Annotated in this window: 20 protein-coding genes and 1 tRNA gene; 10 read left to right on the forward strand and 11 right to left on the reverse strand. The window is 38.3% G+C overall.

Going from position 1 to position 18,698, the window contains the following annotated elements:
- Positions 1–115 precede the first annotated feature (115 nt).
- Positions 116–1,753, forward strand: coding sequence for a transcription termination factor Rho (rho, locus tag ML462_RS00790; protein ID WP_240711827.1), 1,638 nt, complete (start codon positions 116–118; stop codon positions 1,751–1,753).
- Positions 1,754–2,154: 401 nt separating this feature from the next.
- Here the strand turns inward: rho and ML462_RS00795 are convergent.
- Together ML462_RS00795 and ML462_RS00800 are read right to left on the reverse strand one after the other, a co-directional pair.
- Positions 2,155–2,227, reverse strand: a tRNA-Gly gene (locus ML462_RS00795).
- 47 nt (positions 2,228–2,274) lie between these two features.
- Positions 2,275–2,727 (reverse strand): GNAT family N-acetyltransferase, encoded by a 453-nt coding sequence (locus tag ML462_RS00800; protein WP_240711828.1) that lies wholly within the window; start codon positions 2,725–2,727, stop codon positions 2,275–2,277.
- 49 nt (positions 2,728–2,776) lie between these two features.
- Between ML462_RS00800 and ML462_RS00805 the strand changes: the two genes are divergently transcribed.
- From ML462_RS00805 to ML462_RS00815, 3 genes are all read left to right on the forward strand, one after another.
- On the forward strand, positions 2,777–3,328 hold the full coding sequence (locus ML462_RS00805; RefSeq protein ID WP_240711829.1) for a ClpP family protease: 552 nt from the start codon (positions 2,777–2,779) through the stop codon (positions 3,326–3,328).
- A gap of 2 nt (positions 3,329–3,330) precedes the next feature.
- Positions 3,331–3,612 (forward strand): GNAT family N-acetyltransferase, encoded by a 282-nt coding sequence (locus tag ML462_RS00810; protein WP_240711830.1) that lies wholly within the window; start codon positions 3,331–3,333, stop codon positions 3,610–3,612.
- Positions 3,613–3,744: 132 nt separating this feature from the next.
- Complete coding sequence (locus tag ML462_RS00815; protein ID WP_240711831.1) at positions 3,745–5,277, forward strand: L,D-transpeptidase family protein; 1,533 nt, start codon at positions 3,745–3,747, stop codon at positions 5,275–5,277.
- On the opposite strand, the gene ML462_RS00820 is transcribed toward ML462_RS00815, so the two are convergent.
- Positions 5,278–6,015: a murein L,D-transpeptidase catalytic domain family protein gene (locus ML462_RS00820; protein WP_240711832.1), complete on the reverse strand. Its 738-nt coding sequence runs from the start codon at positions 6,013–6,015 to the stop codon at positions 5,278–5,280.
- Positions 6,016–6,433: 418 nt separating this feature from the next.
- Between ML462_RS00820 and gpmI the strand changes: the two genes are divergently transcribed.
- The 6 genes from gpmI to ML462_RS00850 are packed head-to-tail and all read left to right on the forward strand — an operon-like array spanning position 6,434 to position 11,117.
- On the forward strand, positions 6,434–7,951 hold the full coding sequence (gene gpmI, locus ML462_RS00825; protein WP_240711833.1) for a 2,3-bisphosphoglycerate-independent phosphoglycerate mutase: 1,518 nt from the start codon (positions 6,434–6,436) through the stop codon (positions 7,949–7,951).
- A gap of 5 nt (positions 7,952–7,956) precedes the next feature.
- Positions 7,957–8,511 (forward strand): TlpA family protein disulfide reductase, encoded by a 555-nt coding sequence (locus tag ML462_RS00830; RefSeq protein ID WP_240711834.1) that lies wholly within the window; start codon positions 7,957–7,959, stop codon positions 8,509–8,511.
- A 52-nt stretch (positions 8,512–8,563) separates the two neighbouring features.
- The gene (locus tag ML462_RS00835) at positions 8,564–8,971 is read left to right on the forward strand and encodes a BT0820 family HAD-type phosphatase (protein WP_240711835.1); all 408 of its coding nucleotides are present in this window, start codon (positions 8,564–8,566) and stop codon (positions 8,969–8,971) included.
- A gap of 4 nt (positions 8,972–8,975) precedes the next feature.
- The gene (gene map / locus ML462_RS00840) at positions 8,976–9,791 is read left to right on the forward strand and encodes a type I methionyl aminopeptidase (protein WP_240711836.1); all 816 of its coding nucleotides are present in this window, start codon (positions 8,976–8,978) and stop codon (positions 9,789–9,791) included.
- On the forward strand, positions 9,784–10,347 hold the full coding sequence (locus ML462_RS00845) for an HNH endonuclease (protein ID WP_240711837.1): 564 nt from the start codon (positions 9,784–9,786) through the stop codon (positions 10,345–10,347). The genes map and ML462_RS00845 overlap by 8 nt, the downstream gene beginning before the upstream one ends.
- A gap of 5 nt (positions 10,348–10,352) precedes the next feature.
- Positions 10,353–11,117 carry a class I SAM-dependent methyltransferase gene (locus tag ML462_RS00850; protein ID WP_240711838.1) on the forward strand — a complete coding sequence of 255 codons (765 nt, stop codon included), beginning with the start codon at positions 10,353–10,355 and terminating at the stop codon, positions 11,115–11,117.
- Here ML462_RS00850 and ML462_RS00855 read toward each other — a convergent pair whose 3' ends face one another.
- The 8 genes from ML462_RS00855 to ML462_RS00890 form a co-directional block, all read right to left on the reverse strand.
- Entirely contained in the window at positions 11,118–12,131 is a 1,014-nt protein-coding gene (locus tag ML462_RS00855) for an FAD:protein FMN transferase (RefSeq protein ID WP_240711839.1), read from the reverse strand.
- Between the two features lies 1 nt (position 12,132).
- Positions 12,133–12,489, reverse strand: a complete 357-nt coding sequence (locus ML462_RS00860) for a Na(+)-translocating NADH-quinone reductase subunit F (RefSeq protein WP_240711840.1) — start codon at positions 12,487–12,489, stop codon at positions 12,133–12,135.
- A 173-nt stretch (positions 12,490–12,662) separates the two neighbouring features.
- Entirely contained in the window at positions 12,663–13,949 is a 1,287-nt protein-coding gene (nqrF, locus tag ML462_RS00865; protein WP_240711841.1) for an NADH:ubiquinone reductase (Na(+)-transporting) subunit F, read from the reverse strand.
- A 15-nt stretch (positions 13,950–13,964) separates the two neighbouring features.
- Positions 13,965–14,579, reverse strand: coding sequence for an NADH:ubiquinone reductase (Na(+)-transporting) subunit E (gene nqrE / locus ML462_RS00870; RefSeq protein ID WP_240711842.1), 615 nt, complete (start codon positions 14,577–14,579; stop codon positions 13,965–13,967).
- Positions 14,580–14,606: 27 nt separating this feature from the next.
- Entirely contained in the window at positions 14,607–15,353 is a 747-nt protein-coding gene (locus tag ML462_RS00875) for an NADH:ubiquinone reductase (Na(+)-transporting) subunit D (protein ID WP_240711843.1), read from the reverse strand.
- A gap of 2 nt (positions 15,354–15,355) precedes the next feature.
- On the reverse strand, positions 15,356–16,099 hold the full coding sequence (locus ML462_RS00880) for a Na(+)-translocating NADH-quinone reductase subunit C (protein WP_240711844.1): 744 nt from the start codon (positions 16,097–16,099) through the stop codon (positions 15,356–15,358).
- 2 nt (positions 16,100–16,101) lie between these two features.
- Positions 16,102–17,289: an NADH:ubiquinone reductase (Na(+)-transporting) subunit B gene (locus ML462_RS00885; RefSeq protein WP_240711845.1), complete on the reverse strand. Its 1,188-nt coding sequence runs from the start codon at positions 17,287–17,289 to the stop codon at positions 16,102–16,104.
- A 14-nt stretch (positions 17,290–17,303) separates the two neighbouring features.
- Complete coding sequence (locus ML462_RS00890; RefSeq protein WP_240711846.1) at positions 17,304–18,647, reverse strand: Na(+)-translocating NADH-quinone reductase subunit A; 1,344 nt, start codon at positions 18,645–18,647, stop codon at positions 17,304–17,306.
- Positions 18,648–18,698: the final 51 nt, after the last annotated feature.

Consider the following 18,698-nt stretch of genomic DNA (forward strand, 5'->3'; position numbering starts at 1 on the left):
TATTGCAGGAACAATTCGTAACCCGTTCAACGTTGGTTACTTAAGTCTCCAAACTTTTTGTTCTTCCTCGAGAAGTTTTAAAATCAACCCAAACGAAAATTATTTTAACGCATACATGTTTGAAATTTCAGAATTAAAAGCTAAAAAGCTTCCTGAACTTAAGGAAATCGCTGAGACCCTGAATGTTCCTAAGTACAAGACATTAAAAAAGCTAGATTTGGTATATCAGATACTCGACTACCAGGCATCAAACCCAAAAAAAGTCAAAGAAGTTCTTACCGATGATAATCAGGAGCCAGAAAAAGCTAACAAACCAGCGAAAGTAGGAAGCGAAAAGAGGCCTCCAAGATCTTCTTCGCCAGGAAAGTCTTCACATTCCAAGCCATCAGGTAAAGATTCTTCTTCTCAGAAAGACGACAAAAAGAGTAGCGCCCCGGCTAAGAATAATAATAACCGGGACAGAAATCAGTCTAATAAAAAAGACAATCGAGGTGGTCGTAATGACAACAGGAACGACAATCGTAACGATAACAGAAATGATAATCGCAACGATAACCGTAATGACAACCGCAATGACCACAAAAAGAATAATGGTAATCGCGATAACAGGAATCGTTACCGTGAGCCAGATTATGAATTTGATGCGATCATAGAGAGCGAAGGAGTACTGGATATCATGCAGGACAATTATGGTTTCCTAAGATCCTCAGATTACAACTACCTTACGTCTCCTGACGATATTTATGTATCTCAATCACAAATAAGACTTTTCGGTTTAAAGACCGGGGATACAGTACAGGGACAAATTAGACCTCCTAAAGAAGGAGAGAAATATTTCCCTTTAATCAAGATCAATAAGATTAACGGACTCGATCCACAGGTGGTTAGAGACCGTGTTTCCTTTGAACACCTTACACCTCTATTTCCTAAAGACAAGTTCAACCTGGCAGAAAAGCAAAGTTCTCTTTCTACCAGAGTAATGGATCTTTTCGCTCCTATTGGAAAAGGTCAGCGTGGAATGATAGTTTCCCAACCTAAGACAGGTAAAACAATGTTACTAAAGGATATCGCTAATGCAATTGCAGCGAACCATCCTGAAGTATACCAGATCGTTCTTCTAATTGATGAAAGACCTGAAGAGGTAACTGACATGCAGCGAAATGTAAAAGGTGAAGTTGTAGCTTCAACTTTTGATAAGGAGGCACACGAGCACGTTAGAGTTGCAAACATCGTATTAGAAAAAGCAAAACGTCTGGTAGAATGTGGGCATGATGTAGTGATCCTTCTGGATTCAATTACCAGACTTGCCAGAGCATACAATACTGTGCAGCCTGCCAGCGGTAAGGTATTGAGTGGTGGTGTTGATGCCAACGCTCTACATAAACCAAAAAGATTCTTTGGGGCAGCCCGTAATATTGAGAACGGAGGTTCTTTATCAATTATAGCAACTGCATTAACTGAAACTGGTTCTAAAATGGACGAAGTTATTTTCGAAGAATTTAAAGGAACCGGTAACATGGAGCTTCAGTTAGACCGAAGAATTTCCAACAGAAGAATATTCCCTGCGATCGATCTTGTTTCATCAAGTACACGTAGAGACGATCTTCTTTTAGATGACAATACGATTCAAAGAATGTGGGTGCTTAGAAAATATCTTGCAGATATGAATCCTGTAGAAGCCATGGAATTCATAAATGACAAAATTAGAAACACTCGCAACAATGAAGAATTTCTAATCTCCATGAACGGTTAGATATACTGTTAAACCCTACTTATAAAAAGCCGGAAATAAATCTTCCGGCTTTTTTAATGGGATTAATCCAACAAGTCTATTTTTAGCAATTTCATAATTTCGAAATTTCTTTAGAAGAAGCTGAAACAAGTTCAGCTTGACGTGAATCACCAAAATGTTGCTTAGATAAAGAGATGAGCTTTAAAAAGACCAATTCTCAGTAGATACCACTAATATGGGACAACATTAAACAATCTGAAATATCAAATGTTAGGTATAAAAAAACTCCATCTTTCGATGAAGCTTTTTGAGCGGGAGTTTCCGCCAAAACTTTACGACATTTTTCTTTGACTGAAAATAAATACGTTAGCCTACCTTAAAATTCACAATAAAAAAAGCCCCATCTTTCGATGAGGCTGTTGAGCGGGAGACCGGGTTCGAACCGGCGACATTCAGCTTGGAAGGCTGACGCTCTACCAACTGAGCTACTCCCGCCTGTGGCTGCAAATATAATCTGATTGATATTCAAAAACCAAAAAAAATCACAGCTTTTTTAAAAAATGATAGCCTCTGATTATATACCCAAGATTCATGTAAAATTTGTGAGAACTAAAATTCTCTACATAGGAGTTCAACTCCACTGTCTCACAACCTTTTGACTCCGCGTACTCATGCACGAACCGAAACAATGCTTTTCCAACACCTTTCCTCTGAAATTTATCCTCAATGTAAATGTGATCTGCCTTACAGCATCTTCCAGCATAGTGCCGGGTCATAAACCAAAGACCAAAAACCCCTATTAATCTATCTTTTTGATAAATACCAAAGCATTCATAATTCTGATCGAACATTTCCAGAAGTCTTTGTTTTAAAATATACTCTGCAGGTGGCTTTGAATGTAGTTTCTTGAGATAAGGTAAAACTTCGGCAAAATCTTCCTTTAAAATCTTGTTAAATGCCACTTCCATGATTCTGTTTTCTGCTAAAATAGTCATATTTTTAGCTTCGACTTAAAAAAGAAATAACACATCATAAACCTATTTCATGAAAAATAAAGACGGTAAGATTCAGGATTTAATCGACATCAAATTACTTGAAAAAAGAAAGATCTACATGTGGGGCGAGGTTAATGATAAAACTGCCAAATATGTGATTGACAGGTTGGAATATCTGGATCTTGAGGGTGATGGTGAAATTCAGTTATTTATTAACAGCCCAGGAGGCTATGTAACCGATGGGTTTGCAATTTATGATACAATAATGAGTTTGGGTGCTCCGGTTTCAACTATTTGCACGGGACTGGCCGCCTCTATGGGTTCAATTCTACTATCTGCCGGTAAGAAAGGCAGAAGGTTTATCCAGCCACATGCAAAAGTAATGATTCACCAACCTAGTGGTGGCGCGAGGGGGCAGGCTTCGAATATTGAAATTGCTGCGAATGAGATCCTTAAAACAAAACATCTTAGTGCAGAGATACTTGCTGAAAATTGCGGACAAACAGTAGACAAGGTTTTAAAGGATTTTAACCGGGATTACTGGATGGATGCAAAAGAATCCCTGGAATATGGAATAGTTGATGATATTTTTAAAAAATAGGTATGGATATAAAGCATAAAGAAAATGATAGCCGGGGGATGTTTTACATCCAAAATGAAAAGGGTCTAATTGCTGAACTCACCTATCACAAAAGCGAAGAGAACGTTATTACGATAGACCATACCGAGGTTAAAAGAGAAATGGAAAACCAGGGTATTGGCTCCAGCCTGGTAAAGAAGAGCGTGGAATTTGCTCGTGAAAACGATCTGAAGATAGACCCACTTTGCCCCTTCGCCGAAGTTCAGTTCGAAATGAACGAATCTTACGCAGACGTTAGAGCATAGCTAGTTTATTTTCTGAGTTAAGGTTTCATAATGCGCAGCCCCAATCTCCTGTTCATAACATTTTTTCTACTTTTCAATTTTGGTTGTAAAGAAGAAAATATAAGGAAAGAGGGTACCTCGAAAAAACTCGCTATGGAGGTCACTCAACTTACAGATGCGGGAAATATTGATGACTTTTTTGAGGTTAGCCCAGAGAAGCAAGAAATTGAATTTTACGATCTTCAGAAAGTTGGTGAGTTTTATAAGGAACGTAATTTTGAGCCGGTTTGGAACCATAAAGAGTTAAGGGACGACCTTTACAGGAATATTGAAAATATTGAAGAGGAAGGTTTATTTTTTGAAGATTATCATGGAGAAAAAATTCAGGCCCTTTATAATTCTTTGGATACAAATACCGAAGAGGAGAACAACCAACTCGAAATTCTTCTAACCGACGCCTTTTTAAGACTTTCTGAAGACCTTGCCACCGGAAAATTGAATCCAAAAGAGATCTACGAAATTTGGGGAAGTCCGTTGAATGAGATAAATTCTATAGAGATATTGAATTCGGCAATTTCGGAAAGGGATATAAGCAAAGCATTAAATTCCCAAAAACCTGATCACATTGTCTATAAAGGTCTCAAAAAGGCCCTGGCAGAATACAAACGAACAGATTGGCGGAATATCGAGGAAACTCGAATCTCAGAGGGGAAATTGATTAGGCCGGGAGAGGACGACGAAAGAATACCTGCCATTACCAAAAGATTATCGGAACTCGGCTATTACAGTCAACGGATAGATTCACTAAATTTCAACTACAATAAAGATATTCAGGAGGCTCTTAAAGATTTTCAAAAAGCTCATGATCTGCAAGTCGATGGATTACTGGGTAATACAACCGTTAAAAACCTGAATTATACAAAAGAAGACAGGCTTCACCAGATCCTTGTTAATTTGGAAAGGTGGAGATGGCACCCTGGAGACCTTGGCGAACATTACATCATTATTAACATCCCAAATTACCAACTCAGTGTGGTTAAAAACGGGGACACTATTAGAACTCATAAAACAGTAGTTGGTACTCGCCATAGAAAAACACCGGTTTTCTCTGATGAAATTGATTACATTATCTACAACCCTACATGGACTATCCCTCCTACTATTAGAAAAAGAGATGTTATTCCCGGTGTTCTGCGGGATAAGGAATACCTGAGTAAAAAGAATATTGAGATCTTTGACAGGAATGGAGATATGGTAGATCCATCCACCATAGACTGGAACAGCAACGAACCAAAATTATACACCTATAGACAACCTGCAGGAGTCACAAATCCTCTGGGCACCGTCAAGATCATATACCCAAACAAGTATATGATCTATCTTCATGATACGCCATCAAAGAACCTTTTTAAAAATAATGCCAGAGCGCAGAGCTCGGGCTGTGTAAGAGTAGAAGATGCTCAAAGTCTCGCGAAATACCTTTTGAATGACCAGGAAATCTATGATGATGAAAAAATTGAAGAGATACTTCATTCGGGAGAAACTACTGAGATCTCAGTAAAACAAAGAGTACGCGTGCATCACTTTTACTGGACAGCCTATCAAAAAAAAGATACCACCAAATTTATTGATGATATCTATGATCTAGACCAGGAACTTTGGGCTTTACTTTCGCCCGAAACCTGATTATACGTTTAACAGTTCAGAATTCTCAAGATAGTTCTTATCATTTTTATGAATATAAACTACAGATTTACCCTTGATCTTATGGATAAGCTCCTTGGCAATTTTATTAGGTACTGCCGGGCATCCATAACTTCTCCCGAGCCTCCCTACTCTATTGATGAACTCAGGTTCAGTATAATCGGCACCGTGAATAACTACATAGCGGTCACGCGCATTTGAGTTGAATTTTTTTTCCATTCCGTCTATAAAAAGGGAAAGTCCGTTTTTTCCGTAGTAAGTTTCACCGGTAACATAAAAACCTAAAGAGCTCTTATGAGATTCAGGAGTATTTGAAAAGTTTTTAGCAAACTCCACTCCGGTATTTTTTCCATGGGCTACAAAGGTGTTAAAAATCACATCGTTCGTTTCCATATTCAGGATCCACATCCTTTTCTTTTTAGAAGATAAATTGAAATCTATAACCGTAAGAAGAGAATTTGAAACTTTTCCCTTTTCCGCTAGTTTCGTATAACCAGTGATCGCCTTTTCAAACACAGTTTGATTAGGCATGGAAGCATTTTTATTTAAAAAGGTGTTATAAAGTTCGGCTACTTTGGCTTTTTCCGACTTTTCTTCCTCTGGAGAGGTTGATGAATTTAAGGTTATTTCGGAATCTTTAGAATTGTTTATTTCAGCGGTGCTACTAAAAGCGAATGAGAAAATTAATACTCCAACAACAGTAAGGATTCTATATTTCATGTATTACTTTTTTTAATTCTGTTAATAAAAACCAAAAGTCCTGCCAACATACAAAATTTCAAAAAGAAATTTCAAAATTGACCAATTTTAACAATTCATGCACCTAATTAACTAATAATCAAACCCATAATATCTACGGGAGGTAGATTTAAAAACGACAAACTTTTATAGATATTATGGAATAATATTATTTCCCAGTGTTAAATTTTTAAGTAACTGACTATATTGCAGTTAGAACGATTTGTTAAAATGATAATTGAGAATTTGATAAAATTTGTCATGGATTTTTAAGCTTATGAGTAAGAAGAGGTCTATTTCAGGTTCCAAAAAGTGAAATCCATATTTAATAAAACATTATACCCTAGGCTCTGGCATTAAATTCAATTGTTTTTATCTTTAACCCCAAACTAAATTCGCAATGAATAAGAAGGTTCTTTTAATGATATTGGACGGCTGGGGAATCACTCAAAATGAAGAGGTATCTGCAGTTGCAAAGGCAAAGACTCCATTTATGGATTCGCTTCCAAATAAATTTCCACACGCAACTTTAAGAACAGATGGAATGAATGTTGGGCTTCCAGAGGGTCAAATGGGAAATAGTGAAGTTGGCCACATGAATTTAGGAGCAGGACGAATAGTTTACCAAGATCTTGTAAAGATCAATATGGCTGTTGAAAAAGACACACTAAAAGATGAGCCGGTTCTGGAGGAGGCTTTCAGCTATGCTATAAAAAATGATAAGCCCGTCCATTTTATGGGATTGGTAAGTGATGGCGGAGTACATTCTCATATTAACCATCTTAAAGGTTTACTTTCCGCAGCAGAAAAATTAGGGGTAAAAAAGAAATATGTACATGCATTTACTGATGGCCGTGACGTAGATCCACATTCTGGAAAAGGTTTTATTGAAGACCTTACCCCCCATTTAAACGAAACCAATTCTGAACTCGCCTCCGTTATCGGCAGGTATTATGCAATGGACAGAGATAAAAGGTGGGAACGGGTAAAAAAAGCATATGACCTTATTGTAAAGGGGGAAGGAAAAAAAACTACTGATGCTGTCGCAGCGATTCAGGAAAGTTATGATGAAGGTATTAGTGATGAATTTATCAAACCCATTGTACTGACTGATAGTGCGAATAATCCGGTTGCCACTTTAAGTGAAAGGGACGTAGTTATATATTTTAATTTCAGAACAGACAGGGGAAGACAACTTACCCAGGCCCTTTCTCAGGATGACTTTCCGGAATATGACATGAAAAAACTAGCATTATACTATGTCACCATGACCAAGTATGACGACAGTTTTAAAAATGTAAATATCATATTCAAAAAATCCAATATAAAGGCCACGCTTGGAGAGGTACTGGAATATGAAGGTAAAAAACAGATAAGAATCGCAGAAACTGAAAAATACCCTCATGTCACTTTCTTTTTTTCCGGAGGACGAGAAGAACCATTTCAAGGTGAAAAAAGAATCATGTGTAATTCTCCTAAGGTTGCCACTTATGATCTTCAGCCAGAAATGAGCGCTTTCGAGATCAGGGACAAGATTCTTCCTGAACTCGAAAAAGAGTCTGCAGATTTTATCTGTCTGAATTTTGCCAATCCAGATATGGTTGGTCATACCGGAGATTTTGATGCAGCCATTAAAGCATGTGAAACCGTAGACACCTGTGCTAAAGCTGTAGCTGAAAAAGCCTATGACCATGGATATTCAGTAATAATTATTGCCGATCATGGCAATAGTGAAGTCATGAAGAATCCAGATGGAAGTCCTAATACTGCCCATACAACCAATCCGGTTCCCCTAATTCTTATGGATAAGGATAAAAAGAATATCAAGGATGGTAAGTTAGGCAACATTGCTCCGACTGTTTTAAAACTGTTGGGAATCTCCCAGCCAGATCTAATGACAGAAGACCCATTAATTTAACCACTATGAATAAAATCTTAATTTTAATTGCGGCTATGACGATTAGTTGTGGCAATACCGTAAATAAACCTTCAGTTAAACCAGATCCAATTGCAACTAAAAAAGAAACCATTCAAAAAGATATGCTCTTAGGCAGTTTTGAAAAAGAAGATTTGCAAAAAAAGCCTTTTTCAAAATGGTTTGAACCGAGGTATGAGAAATTTTCACCTGAAAAAGAATCAATGGAAACCATATGTGATCACATTGGGGAATATAATATCAAAGTTCTTATGGGAACATGGTGTGCAGATAGCAAAAGGGAAATACCCAAACTTCTAAAGATCCTGGATAACTCGAAATATAACTATGAAAATCTTGAAATGGTGGCCGTAGATTATAATAAGAACACCCCCTCTAAAATAGAAGAGGAATTGTCTGTACATCGCGTACCTACCATTATCTTTTTTAAAGATGGAAAAGAAGTGAACAGGTTCGTTGAATACTCACAGGCAGAAAGTATCGAGGAAGATATCGCAAAAATTGTTAGCGGTAAAAAGTACAAAGATTCCTACGCGAACTAACTTAAAGTCCAGCTTAATCTTTTAATTAGAAAATATTAACTAATTTCGCATTATGCCCAATTCTCTTACGTTAGCAGTTGATTTTGACGGGACTATAGTAGAGAACAGATTTCCAGATATAGGAAAACCTATACTTTTTGCTTTTGAGTCCCTCAAGAAATTACAGGATGAAGGTCACCGCCTTATTCTATGGACCTATCGTCATGGTGAACACCTTGAAGATGCCGTAAATTTTTGTGAAAAAAATGGGCTTAAATTTTATGCAGTCAATAAAAGTTATCCTGAAGAAGAATTTGACGATACAATTAGTAGAAAAATCCTGGCAGATATTTTTATTGATGACCGTAACCTCGGAGGCATGAAGGGTTGGGGTGAGATTTACCAAATGCTCAGCAAAGATAAACCTCTAAGTAACAAAAAGAAAAAGAAAAGATCCGGTATATTCGGAAGATTGAAGTAATACTATGATAATACCTAAATCCAGAGAAGAAATAGAATTAATGCGCGAAAGCGCGCTCGTTGTTTCAAAAACTCTAGGAATGCTAGCACCAGAGATCAAGCCTGGTGTGACTACATTACAACTGGATAAGATGGCGGAGGAATTCATCAGGGAGCAGGGTGCAGTACCTGGTTTCCTTGGATTATATGATTTCCCCAATTCACTTTGCGTAAGCCCCAATGCCCAGGTAGTACATGGAATTCCAAATGATACTCCTCTAAAAGAAGGCGATATTATTTCAATTGACTGTGGAGCCATAAAAAATGGCTACTACGGAGATCATGCTTATACCTTTGAAGTGGGTGAAGTTGCACCCGAAGTAAAGAAATTATTAGAGGTTACCAAGGAATCCCTTTATGTTGGGATTAGAGAATTCAAAGCCGGAAACCGTGTTGGTGATGTAGGTTACGCAATTCAAAAATTTACTGAAGATCACGGTTACGGCGTAGTAAGGGAACTTGTAGGTCATGGTATTGGAAGAACCATGCATGAAGATCCTGAGATGCCTAATTACGGTCGAAGAGGAAGAGGGAAAAAGTTTGTGGAAGGAATGGTTGTTGCCATCGAACCCATGATAAACCTTGGAACCAAAAGAATCAAGCAATTACCAGACGGATGGACAATTCTGACTGCCGACAATAAGCCCAGTGCTCACTTTGAGCATGATGTTGCGCTGGTTGACGGCAAGCCGGAATTACTATCCACATTTAAATATATTTATGAATCTTTAAAAATCAACTTAAAAGAAGAAGACGAATTTAGAGCCAAAGTTTATGATTAAAAGTTACAGACAGGAAATCTGGAAGACCCTACACAAAGATTCCTGGGAAGACCGCTTTATCTATAAGGTCTCAAATTTCGGAAGAATGATCAGTTATCTGAAAAATCCCGAAGGAGACTTAATGAAAGGCGGAAAAGTAGGTGGATATTTAAACTTCGCGGTAAAATTGAAGAATGGTAAGCACAAAACTTACTACATTCATCGCATTATTGCAGAAATGTTTTTAGAGAAGAAAGAAGGCGACCAGTACGTGATTCACAAGAATTTCGTGAAGAATGACAATCGCGTTTCTAATTTGGCATGGGCCACCAAAGACGAATGGGTCCAACATCAGTACAACAGTCCTAAAGTTCAGGAAAATAAGAAGAAAAGAAAGCTTCGAAAAGTGACTTCTTATTCCAAACTTACCTATGCACAGGCTGTAATACTAAAGAAAAAACTTTTAGATCCAGATAGAAAAACCCGGATCAAGGTACTTGCCAAACAATTTGGCGTATCCGAAATGCAATTATATCGCATCAAGTCGGGTGAAAATTGGGGAGATATCGAAGTATAGATATAATGAGTAGTCTTTTTAAACTGGCCTTAAATTCAATTCCCAGGCCTGTTCTTATTAGAATGAGTTACCTGGTAAGGCCGTTTTTAAAGATCTACCTCAAAGGAGATCGGTATACCGACCCTATTGACGGGAGCGGTTTCAAAAAGTTTCTTCCTTACGGATATGAAGACCAGCGGGAAAACGTTCTTTCCCCGTCTACCCTCTCGCTTGAGAGGCACAGGCTTCTATGGCTTTATTTGAAGAATGAAACCGATTTTTTCAGCAATCATCATAAGGTATTACATTTCGCTCCCGAACAGGCGTTTTATAAGAGATTCAGAAATCTTTCGAACCTTGAATATGTCACAACAGACCTCAATTCACCTCTGGCTGATGTCAAGGCTGATATTTGTGCCCTGCCGTTCGAAAATGAGAGTTTCGACTTTATTTTATGCAACCACGTTCTGGAGCATATACCTGATGACAAGAAAGCCATGGAGGAGCTATATAGAATACTAAAGCCTGGAGGAACGGCAATTTTACAGATACCTCAGGATCTAAATAGGGCTGAAACCTTTCAGGATGATTCTATCACAGATCCAAAAGAACGCGCAAAGATCTTTGGTCAATATGATCATGTTAGAGTCTATGGAAGAGATTACTTCGATAAGCTAAGAGCTATTGGCTTCGAAGTAGAAGAAGTAGATTTTACTTCAGAATTATCTGCTGCTGAAATTAATAAATACCGACTGGCAAAGGGAGAGATCATCCCGGTTTGCCATAAATAACTATTTTACCAGATTCTTCTCAAATCCTGAAGTGCTGAATATTTCCATTCCACCATCTTCTTTAGAATACATGATATAAGCCTCGACGCCATTAATTCTTTCCAGCATCGCTTTGGTTTTATCCAGTCCCATAGCCATAAATGCCGTAGCATAACCATCTGCAAGCATACAGTTTTCAGCAATTACCGAAGCACTTAGAATATTACTTCTTTCGGCCTCCCCTGTCTTGGGATTTATAGTGTGTACAAACTTCTGCCCGCTTATAGAGTCTGTTCTGTACTTTCGGTAATTTCCAGAAGTAGCCATGGCCGCATTGATCAATTTAACCTTAGCATATAGTTTTCTTTTACTTCCTTGATGGTTTGGATCATCAACACCTACCAGCCAGGACGCTTCATTTTCTAAATTGTTACCCTTGGCCCTTAACTCTCCTCCAAGTTCGATCAGGTAATTATTAATACCCTTAGAATCCAAATATTCTGCAACAACATCAATAGTATAGCCCTTAGCAATCGCATTAAAATCTAAATATATTGCTGAATGTTCCTTTTGAATGCTATTATCTTCCTCTATTCTGATCTTATCGAATCCAACCAGGTTTTTAAGCGAATCCAGTTGGATGCTATCGATTTGTTTTAGCGACTCACCAGGACCAAATCCATAAGCATTTACGAGCACACCTACCGTAGGATCAAAAAAACCATCACTCTCCCCGAAAATCTTATCTGAAGCATTGAAAACTTTTTTGAAATGTTCATCCACTACTACGGAACTATCTCCCCTGTTAATTTTAGAAATATCAGATTTAGTGATATAAGTGCTCATCGAAGAATTTATCTCATCAATAATACTGTCCATTGCTTTTTTGAACTGAAGCTCTTCATCAGCAAAATATTGAACCGAATAGGTCGTCCCAAGAGCTTCGCCGTAATATTCGTGCTTTTTGACCTCAGTCTCTTTATTACATGAGAGCAATGTAATTACAGATACAATTAAAATAAGTGTTCTTTTCATATTAAAATTCCTTCCAGCCTGAATAATTGACCACATAATCTTCATCACTGGTGATTGGTTTTTCATAATCATTTGAATTCGCCAGGCCAACCCCGGCGTAAAAGGTACGGGCATTAAATTTTTGAGCATGCTCTTTGATCTCCTTCATAAAAGCGGGATCAAAGGCGTTTGGATCATCTGGATAGGTAATTGCTCTAACGATCACAAAATGTAGTTTTGTTGCCTTTAAAGCAACAAATTGCGGATTTCTTTTGAGCTTAGAGTTAACTCCAAGAAACTCGTAACCATTATCCTCCAGATCTTTCCCCACGATGTTCATGGCCAGATTATGCAATTCCTGTTCATTTAATTTCGACATAGCGCAAAGATAAAAATTAGCTGATTGAAAATAGGTTCTGGCCTGGATGAACTTGTTTCAGCTTATTGAATTAAATCTTATAAAGATCCTGAACCAAGTTCAGGATGACGTAAAACATAATTTTAGAACATTATATAAAAAAAAATCCCGCCGAAGCGGGATTTCTGTATTTATTATCCTCCGAAATCATCGAAGCGAATATTCTCTGGCGGGATTCCAAAATCCTCTCCCATTTTCTGAACGGCCTTGTTCATTAATGGAGGTCCACAGAAATATAGTTCAATCTCTTCTGGTTCTTCGTGATGAGACAGGTAGTTATCGATCACTACCTGGTGAATGAATCCTACGAATCCGTCACCTTCATCATCAAGACTTGATTTCACTTTCCAGTTATCTTCTTCCATCGGCTCTGAAAGTGCCAGGTAGAATTTAAAATTAGGAAAATCTCTTTCTAGTGCTCTAAAATGTTCTGAATAGAATAATTCACGCTTAGAACGACCACCGTACCAGTAAGTCACTTTTCTACCGGTTTTCAGGGTTCTGAATAAATGATATAAGTGAGATCTCATTGGTGCCATTCCGGCTCCACCACCTACGTAAAGCATTTCCGCTTCACTCTCATTGATAAAGAATTCACCGTAAGGTCCAGAAATTGTTACTTTATCTCCCTTCTTAAGACCGAAAATATAAGATGAAGCAACACCCGGGTTAACATCCATCCATCCATCTTTAGCTCTATCCCATGGCGGAGTAGCAATACGTACGTTCAGCATGATCTCACGCCCTTCAGCTGGATAAGAAGCCATAGAGTAAGCTCTTTCAACCGTTTCAGGGTTTTTCATAACCAGTGGCCAAAGATTAAACTTGTCCCACTCGGCTTTAAATTTATCTGGAGTTTCGTGCTCTTCAGGGTGAGCGGTGATATCCATATCTTCAAATTTCACCTCACATTTTGGAACTTCAATTTGAATATATCCACCTGCTTTATAGTCCATATCTTCAGGAATCTCAACAACGAATTCCTTAATGAACGACGCCACGTTATAGTTTCTAACAACCGTAGCTTCCCATTTCTTAATTCCGAAGACTTCTTCAGGAATGGTAATTTTCATATCCTGTTTCACCTTCACCTGGCATCCCAATCTCCATCCATCAGCGATCTCTTTTCTGGTAAAATGAGGCTCCTCTGTAGGAAGAATTGCACCACCACCATCTTCAACGATACACTTACACTGGATACAGGTTCCACCTCCACCACAGGCAGAAGGAAGGAAAAGTTTATTATCACCCAGGGTTGAAAGAAGTGTTCCACCTGAACCTACTTCCAAATCTTTTTCATTATTAACATTGATAGTCACAGGTCCTGACGGAGTCAGTTTTGCCTTGGCTCCCAAAAGGATAGAAACCAATAACAAAATAAGAACTAAAAATACTACTATACTCGCTATTATAACTGTCATAATCTTTCTTTTCGATTATAATTTAATTCCCATAAAACTCATAAAACCTAGTGCCATTAATCCGGTAATGATAAAAGTGATACCAAGACCTTTTAATGGAGCAGGAACATTTGAGTATGCAATTTTTTCTCTAATGGCCGCAATTGCAAGAATTGCCAGGAACCACCCAATTCCACTTCCTAAACCGTAAGTAACCGCTTCTGAAATTCCGGAGAAATCTTTTTGCTGCATGAAAAGTGAACCACCAAGGATTGCACAGTTCACCGCGATAAGAGGAAGGAAAATACCTAACGCACCGTATAATGCCGGAGCGAATTTTTCGACGATCATTTCTACGAGTTGTACCATGGAAGCGATCACCGCGATAAACATGATAAAACTCAAGAAGCTAAGATCAACCTCGGCATATTCCGCACCTAACCAACTTAGGGCTCCCGGTTTTAGCAGGTAATTATCAAGTAAAAAGTTGATAGGTACAGTTACAACCAGTACGAAAATTACGGCAGCACCTAAACCAACAGCTGTTTTTACAGTTTTTGATACCGCCAGGTAGGAACACATTCCCAGGAAGTAGGCGAATATCATATTTTCAATGAAAATACTTCTTACAAATAGATTAACTAATTCCATTCTTTATACTTTTTTGCTATTCAGCTATTAGTTTTCTTCAATTAGTTTACGGTTTCTTGCACGCTGCACCCAAATGATAACTCCTACCACGATAAGAGCCATTGGAGAAAGCAACATTAAACCGTTATTCTCGTAGCCTAGTGAATAAAGACCGGTGGATTCAGCAAGGGTCGCTCCTTTATGACCAAGAACTTCAAAGCCGAATAATTTTCCAGAACCTAAAAGCTCTCTGAAAAATGCCACTATGATCAGTATAAGTCCATAACCGGCAGCGTTACCAATTCCGTCAAGGAAGGATTTGTAAACTCCGTTTCCAAGAGCAAAAGCTTCCAGACGTCCCATTACGATACAGTTAGTAATAATAAGACCAACGAAAACCGAAAGCTGCTTACTTACGTCGAAAGCATAGGCTTTAAGAACCTCACTTACCAGGATCACAAGTGATGCTACCACCACAAGCTGAACGATAATACGAATACGGCTTGGGATAAGGTTTCGCAACATAGAAATGATCATGTTACTAAAGGCCATTACCACCATTACCGCGATCGCCATAACTATTGCCGGTTCTAACTGAACCGTAATCGCCAGTGCCGAACAGATACCTAATACCTGTACCGTAATCGGGTTGTTATCATCTAAAGGATCTGATAATAATTTTCTATTCCCTTTGGAAAGAAAATGCTCTTTTTCTTCAGAATCTGAAAGAAAAAGGATCATTTCCTGTTTCTTCTCTTCCTCTTTAGCAGAGTTGAATTTTGTCTCTTTAGCCATAATTATTTTATTGCTACTTTAATATCCTTTTGCTTCTCGAAATAAGGCAAATAACGCTTCAATCTTTCAGAGATCATATCTGAAACTCCGTCTCCGGTAATTGTTGCTCCGGAAATCGCGTCTACTTTATTATCATCCTTATCTGAAACATCAATGTTTCCTTTTACTACAGATACACCAACAAGATTTCCATTAGAATCAAAGATTTTTTCATCTTCAAATTTCTTCTTGAACCATTCTTTAGTGATCTCTGCTCCAAGTCCAGGAGTTTCTCCCAGGTGATCGAAGGTTGCACCTTTAATAGTATTGATATCGTCCTTTAGAGAAATGTATCCAAAGATCGCGTTCCAAAGTCCGTTTCCTCTAAGTGGAACGATATAGTACTTAGAACCCTCAACCTCTGCAACATAAAGAGGGAATACCTGTTCAGATACATCCTTCTTAAGTTCTTTAGCAAGGTCAACCTTAAAAGCATCTACATCTTCGGCTACTGAACCATCTTCTTTAAGTGCGATTTGATCAACGATATACTGGTCATATAATTCTTTCGCTCCAGCTCTATCTGTTTCGATACCCACAGTAGCTAGAATATTCTGCATTTTTTCCTGACGGATATTCTCCTGCTGTGTAGGTTGAAGTGAGGTCGCAGCAAACGCAAGTACTGCAGCAACTACAACTACCATGATCACGGCAAACATAAATGTATAACCGTTACTATTTGTTTTATTTACTGATTTCTCTTCCATAACTATGCTGTTTCTACCTGAGTATTAGCCTTTTCAAGTCTTTTCTTTCTTCTCTTCACATTCGCCTCGATCACATAATGGTCTATGGTAGGTGCAAATACGTTCATTAAAAGTATTCCAAGCATTACTCCTTCTGGATAAGCCGGGTTAAAAATACGTATCATCACAGAAAGGAATCCAATAAGGAATCCATATATCCATTTACCTTTCATAGTTTGAGCCGCTGAAACTGGGTCTGTCGCCATAAAAACGATACCAAATGCAAGTCCACCAACAATAAGATGTAAGTACCATGGGAAGTTTGTCAATGCGTTTCCTTCTACACCAAGTGAAGGAAGAGCGTTGAAAATAAGTCCCATTACGGCAGCACCAATAAAAGCACTAAGAATAATTCTCCAGCTTCCAACTTTGGTCAAAATAAGTATTAATGCACCTGCAAGAATACAAATTACTGAAGTCTCGGCGATTGATCCCGGGATCATACCAGAGAACATATTCATTGCTGAATAACCAACTTCATTTCCTGAAGCCAATGTACCAAGAATTGTTTCTCCTGAAACCGCATCTACTTCAGAAGCATTGCTTACCCAAACCGCATTACCAGACATATAAGTAGGATATGCGAAGAAGGCGAATGCACGAGCAGTAAGAGCAGGATTCAGAATATTCATTCCGGTTCCTCCAAAAGCTTCTTTACCTATAAGAACTGCAAATACTACAGATAATGCCACCATCCAAAGAGGAATATCGATCGGCATGATCATGGGAATAAGCAATCCTGTTACCAGATAACCTTCATTCACCTCATGACCTCTAAAGATCGCAAAGGCGAATTCGATCCCTAAACCAACTGCATAAGAAACAGCGATCATAGGAACGATCTTTAATGCACCTTCAATGAATGCATCCATAAAAGGAACACCGTTTGCATATTCTGGCAATTGGTGCAGGTATTGATAACCTCCATTCCACATTCCGAAAATAAGCGCCGGAACAAGAGCAAGAACCACGGTGATCATGGTTCTTTTAAGGTCTACCGCATCACGAATGTGAGCTCCTTTTTGTGTTGTATGATTGGGAGTAAAAAGGAATGTATCCAGGGCATTGATCGCCGGGGCATACTTTTCTAGTTTTTGTCCTTTATTAAAGGGCTCCCTTATTTTATCTAATCTTTGTCTAATCCATTCCATAGTTCTTCAGCTTTTTAACCTACTTCGGTGATCATTAAATCCAGACCTAATCTAATCACTTCCTGAATTTCTATTTTAGAAGTATTCACATATTCTACCAAAGCAAAATCTTCAGGAGCTACTTCATAGATCCCTAAATTTTCCATTTTTTCGATATCACCAGCCATACATGCTTTTATAAGCTGCATAGGATACACATCCATTGGCAGAACCTCCTCCATTTCCCCTGTTACTACTAAGGCACGCTCTTCACCGTTTAAGTTGGTTGTAGGAGTATATTTTCTCTTTGGAAATAACCAGGATAGAGAAGTCTTGGAATTAGAGTGAATGTTATTGTAAGTAAAAGGCAACCAACCGAACATGCGGTAATTATTACCTTCAGGAATTAAAGTAACTTCATTATCGAAGAAGCCTACATATTGATTATTGGAAAGCTGAGTTCCCGTCAATACATCCCCTGAGATAATTCGAACATCATCTGACGCCTGACCAATAAGGTCTGATACATTGCATCCAATCTTGGTTTGATAGTACTTTCTATCTTTAGCCTCACTACCTGTTACAGCTATAGTTCTATCTGCAATCACATTTCCAGTTAGGAAAACATTACCTATAATAGCCACATCCTCTACTCCAACTGTCCAGGCTCTTTCTCCCCTGTTCATAGGATCGATCTTATGGATCTGAACTCCCACATTACCAGCCGGATGATCTCCTTTCACATGGTGCAACTCAACACCTTCTATATTTTTAAGGTATTGTGCTGAACTCTCATCTACAGAAAGATGAACTTTCCCAGGGGTAAGCTTTCTTAAAGCATTGATACCTTCCTGGAAAGCCTCCAGCTTATCTTTAATGATAAAACCTTTATCAGCCGCAAGAGGCGCAGTACTTACTGCAGATATAAAGATAGCTTTAGGAGTATCCTTTGGATCGGCAACGATATCATAAGGTCGCTGATAGATAAAAGCTCCACAACCACTTTCAAGGATTCTTTCCTTTACATCTTTAGCTTCAGCTTTTGCAGCGTCCATTTTACCAAAATCACGATAAGAATCTTCAGCATCTGCCTCGATAATTACTTCAAGGATCCTTCTTTTGTCTCCTCTTTTGATTTCTTTAAGAACACCACTTACAGGTGTGGTAAAGCGAATTTGTTCTGTATATTTTGAGTAGAAAATCTCATCACCGGCAAGAAGTTTTGCTCCTTCTTTAACAACCATTTTAGGTACAACAGTGTGAAAATCTGGCGGTTTGATCGCATAGGTCTTGGACCTTGGAGCCTTAACAAGCTCTTTTTCCGCCTCCCCTTCTAATCGCAGAGATAATCCTCTTTTAATTCGAATGTCTTTTGACATAGGATGGAGTGTATGTTAAAATTTTTAGTTTAAAGTCGTGCAAATTTATGA

Origin of the sequence: Christiangramia lutea (assembly GCF_022489035.1) — a bacterium.
GTDB lineage: Bacteria > Bacteroidota > Bacteroidia > Flavobacteriales > Flavobacteriaceae > Christiangramia > Christiangramia lutea.

What these genes read in the sequence shown, in the direction of transcription:
- rho (WP_240711827.1), top strand. Translation starts at nt 116, where the DNA reads ATGTTTGAAATTTCAGAATTAAAAGCTAAAAAGCTTCCTGAACTTAAG.
- ML462_RS00800 (WP_240711828.1), bottom strand. Translation starts at nt 2,727, where the DNA reads ATGACTATTTTAGCAGAAAACAGAATCATGGAAGTGGCATTTAACAAG.
- ML462_RS00805 (WP_240711829.1), top strand. Translation starts at nt 2,777, where the DNA reads ATGAAAAATAAAGACGGTAAGATTCAGGATTTAATCGACATCAAATTA.
- ML462_RS00810 (WP_240711830.1), top strand. Translation starts at nt 3,331, where the DNA reads ATGGATATAAAGCATAAAGAAAATGATAGCCGGGGGATGTTTTACATC.
- ML462_RS00815 (WP_240711831.1), top strand. Translation starts at nt 3,745, where the DNA reads ATGGAGGTCACTCAACTTACAGATGCGGGAAATATTGATGACTTTTTT.
- ML462_RS00820 (WP_240711832.1), bottom strand. Translation starts at nt 6,015, where the DNA reads ATGAAATATAGAATCCTTACTGTTGTTGGAGTATTAATTTTCTCATTC.
- gpmI (WP_240711833.1), top strand. Translation starts at nt 6,434, where the DNA reads ATGAATAAGAAGGTTCTTTTAATGATATTGGACGGCTGGGGAATCACT.
- ML462_RS00830 (WP_240711834.1), top strand. Translation starts at nt 7,957, where the DNA reads ATGAATAAAATCTTAATTTTAATTGCGGCTATGACGATTAGTTGTGGC.
- ML462_RS00835 (WP_240711835.1), top strand. Translation starts at nt 8,564, where the DNA reads ATGCCCAATTCTCTTACGTTAGCAGTTGATTTTGACGGGACTATAGTA.
- map (WP_240711836.1), top strand. Translation starts at nt 8,976, where the DNA reads ATGATAATACCTAAATCCAGAGAAGAAATAGAATTAATGCGCGAAAGC.
- ML462_RS00845 (WP_240711837.1), top strand. Translation starts at nt 9,784, where the DNA reads ATGATTAAAAGTTACAGACAGGAAATCTGGAAGACCCTACACAAAGAT.
- ML462_RS00850 (WP_240711838.1), top strand. Translation starts at nt 10,353, where the DNA reads ATGAGTAGTCTTTTTAAACTGGCCTTAAATTCAATTCCCAGGCCTGTT.
- ML462_RS00855 (WP_240711839.1), bottom strand. Translation starts at nt 12,131, where the DNA reads ATGAAAAGAACACTTATTTTAATTGTATCTGTAATTACATTGCTCTCA.
- ML462_RS00860 (WP_240711840.1), bottom strand. Translation starts at nt 12,489, where the DNA reads ATGTCGAAATTAAATGAACAGGAATTGCATAATCTGGCCATGAACATC.
- nqrF (WP_240711841.1), bottom strand. Translation starts at nt 13,949, where the DNA reads ATGACAGTTATAATAGCGAGTATAGTAGTATTTTTAGTTCTTATTTTG.
- nqrE (WP_240711842.1), bottom strand. Translation starts at nt 14,579, where the DNA reads ATGGAATTAGTTAATCTATTTGTAAGAAGTATTTTCATTGAAAATATG.
- ML462_RS00875 (WP_240711843.1), bottom strand. Translation starts at nt 15,353, where the DNA reads ATGGCTAAAGAGACAAAATTCAACTCTGCTAAAGAGGAAGAGAAGAAA.
- ML462_RS00880 (WP_240711844.1), bottom strand. Translation starts at nt 16,099, where the DNA reads ATGGAAGAGAAATCAGTAAATAAAACAAATAGTAACGGTTATACATTT.
- ML462_RS00885 (WP_240711845.1), bottom strand. Translation starts at nt 17,289, where the DNA reads ATGGAATGGATTAGACAAAGATTAGATAAAATAAGGGAGCCCTTTAAT.
- ML462_RS00890 (WP_240711846.1), bottom strand. Translation starts at nt 18,647, where the DNA reads ATGTCAAAAGACATTCGAATTAAAAGAGGATTATCTCTGCGATTAGAA.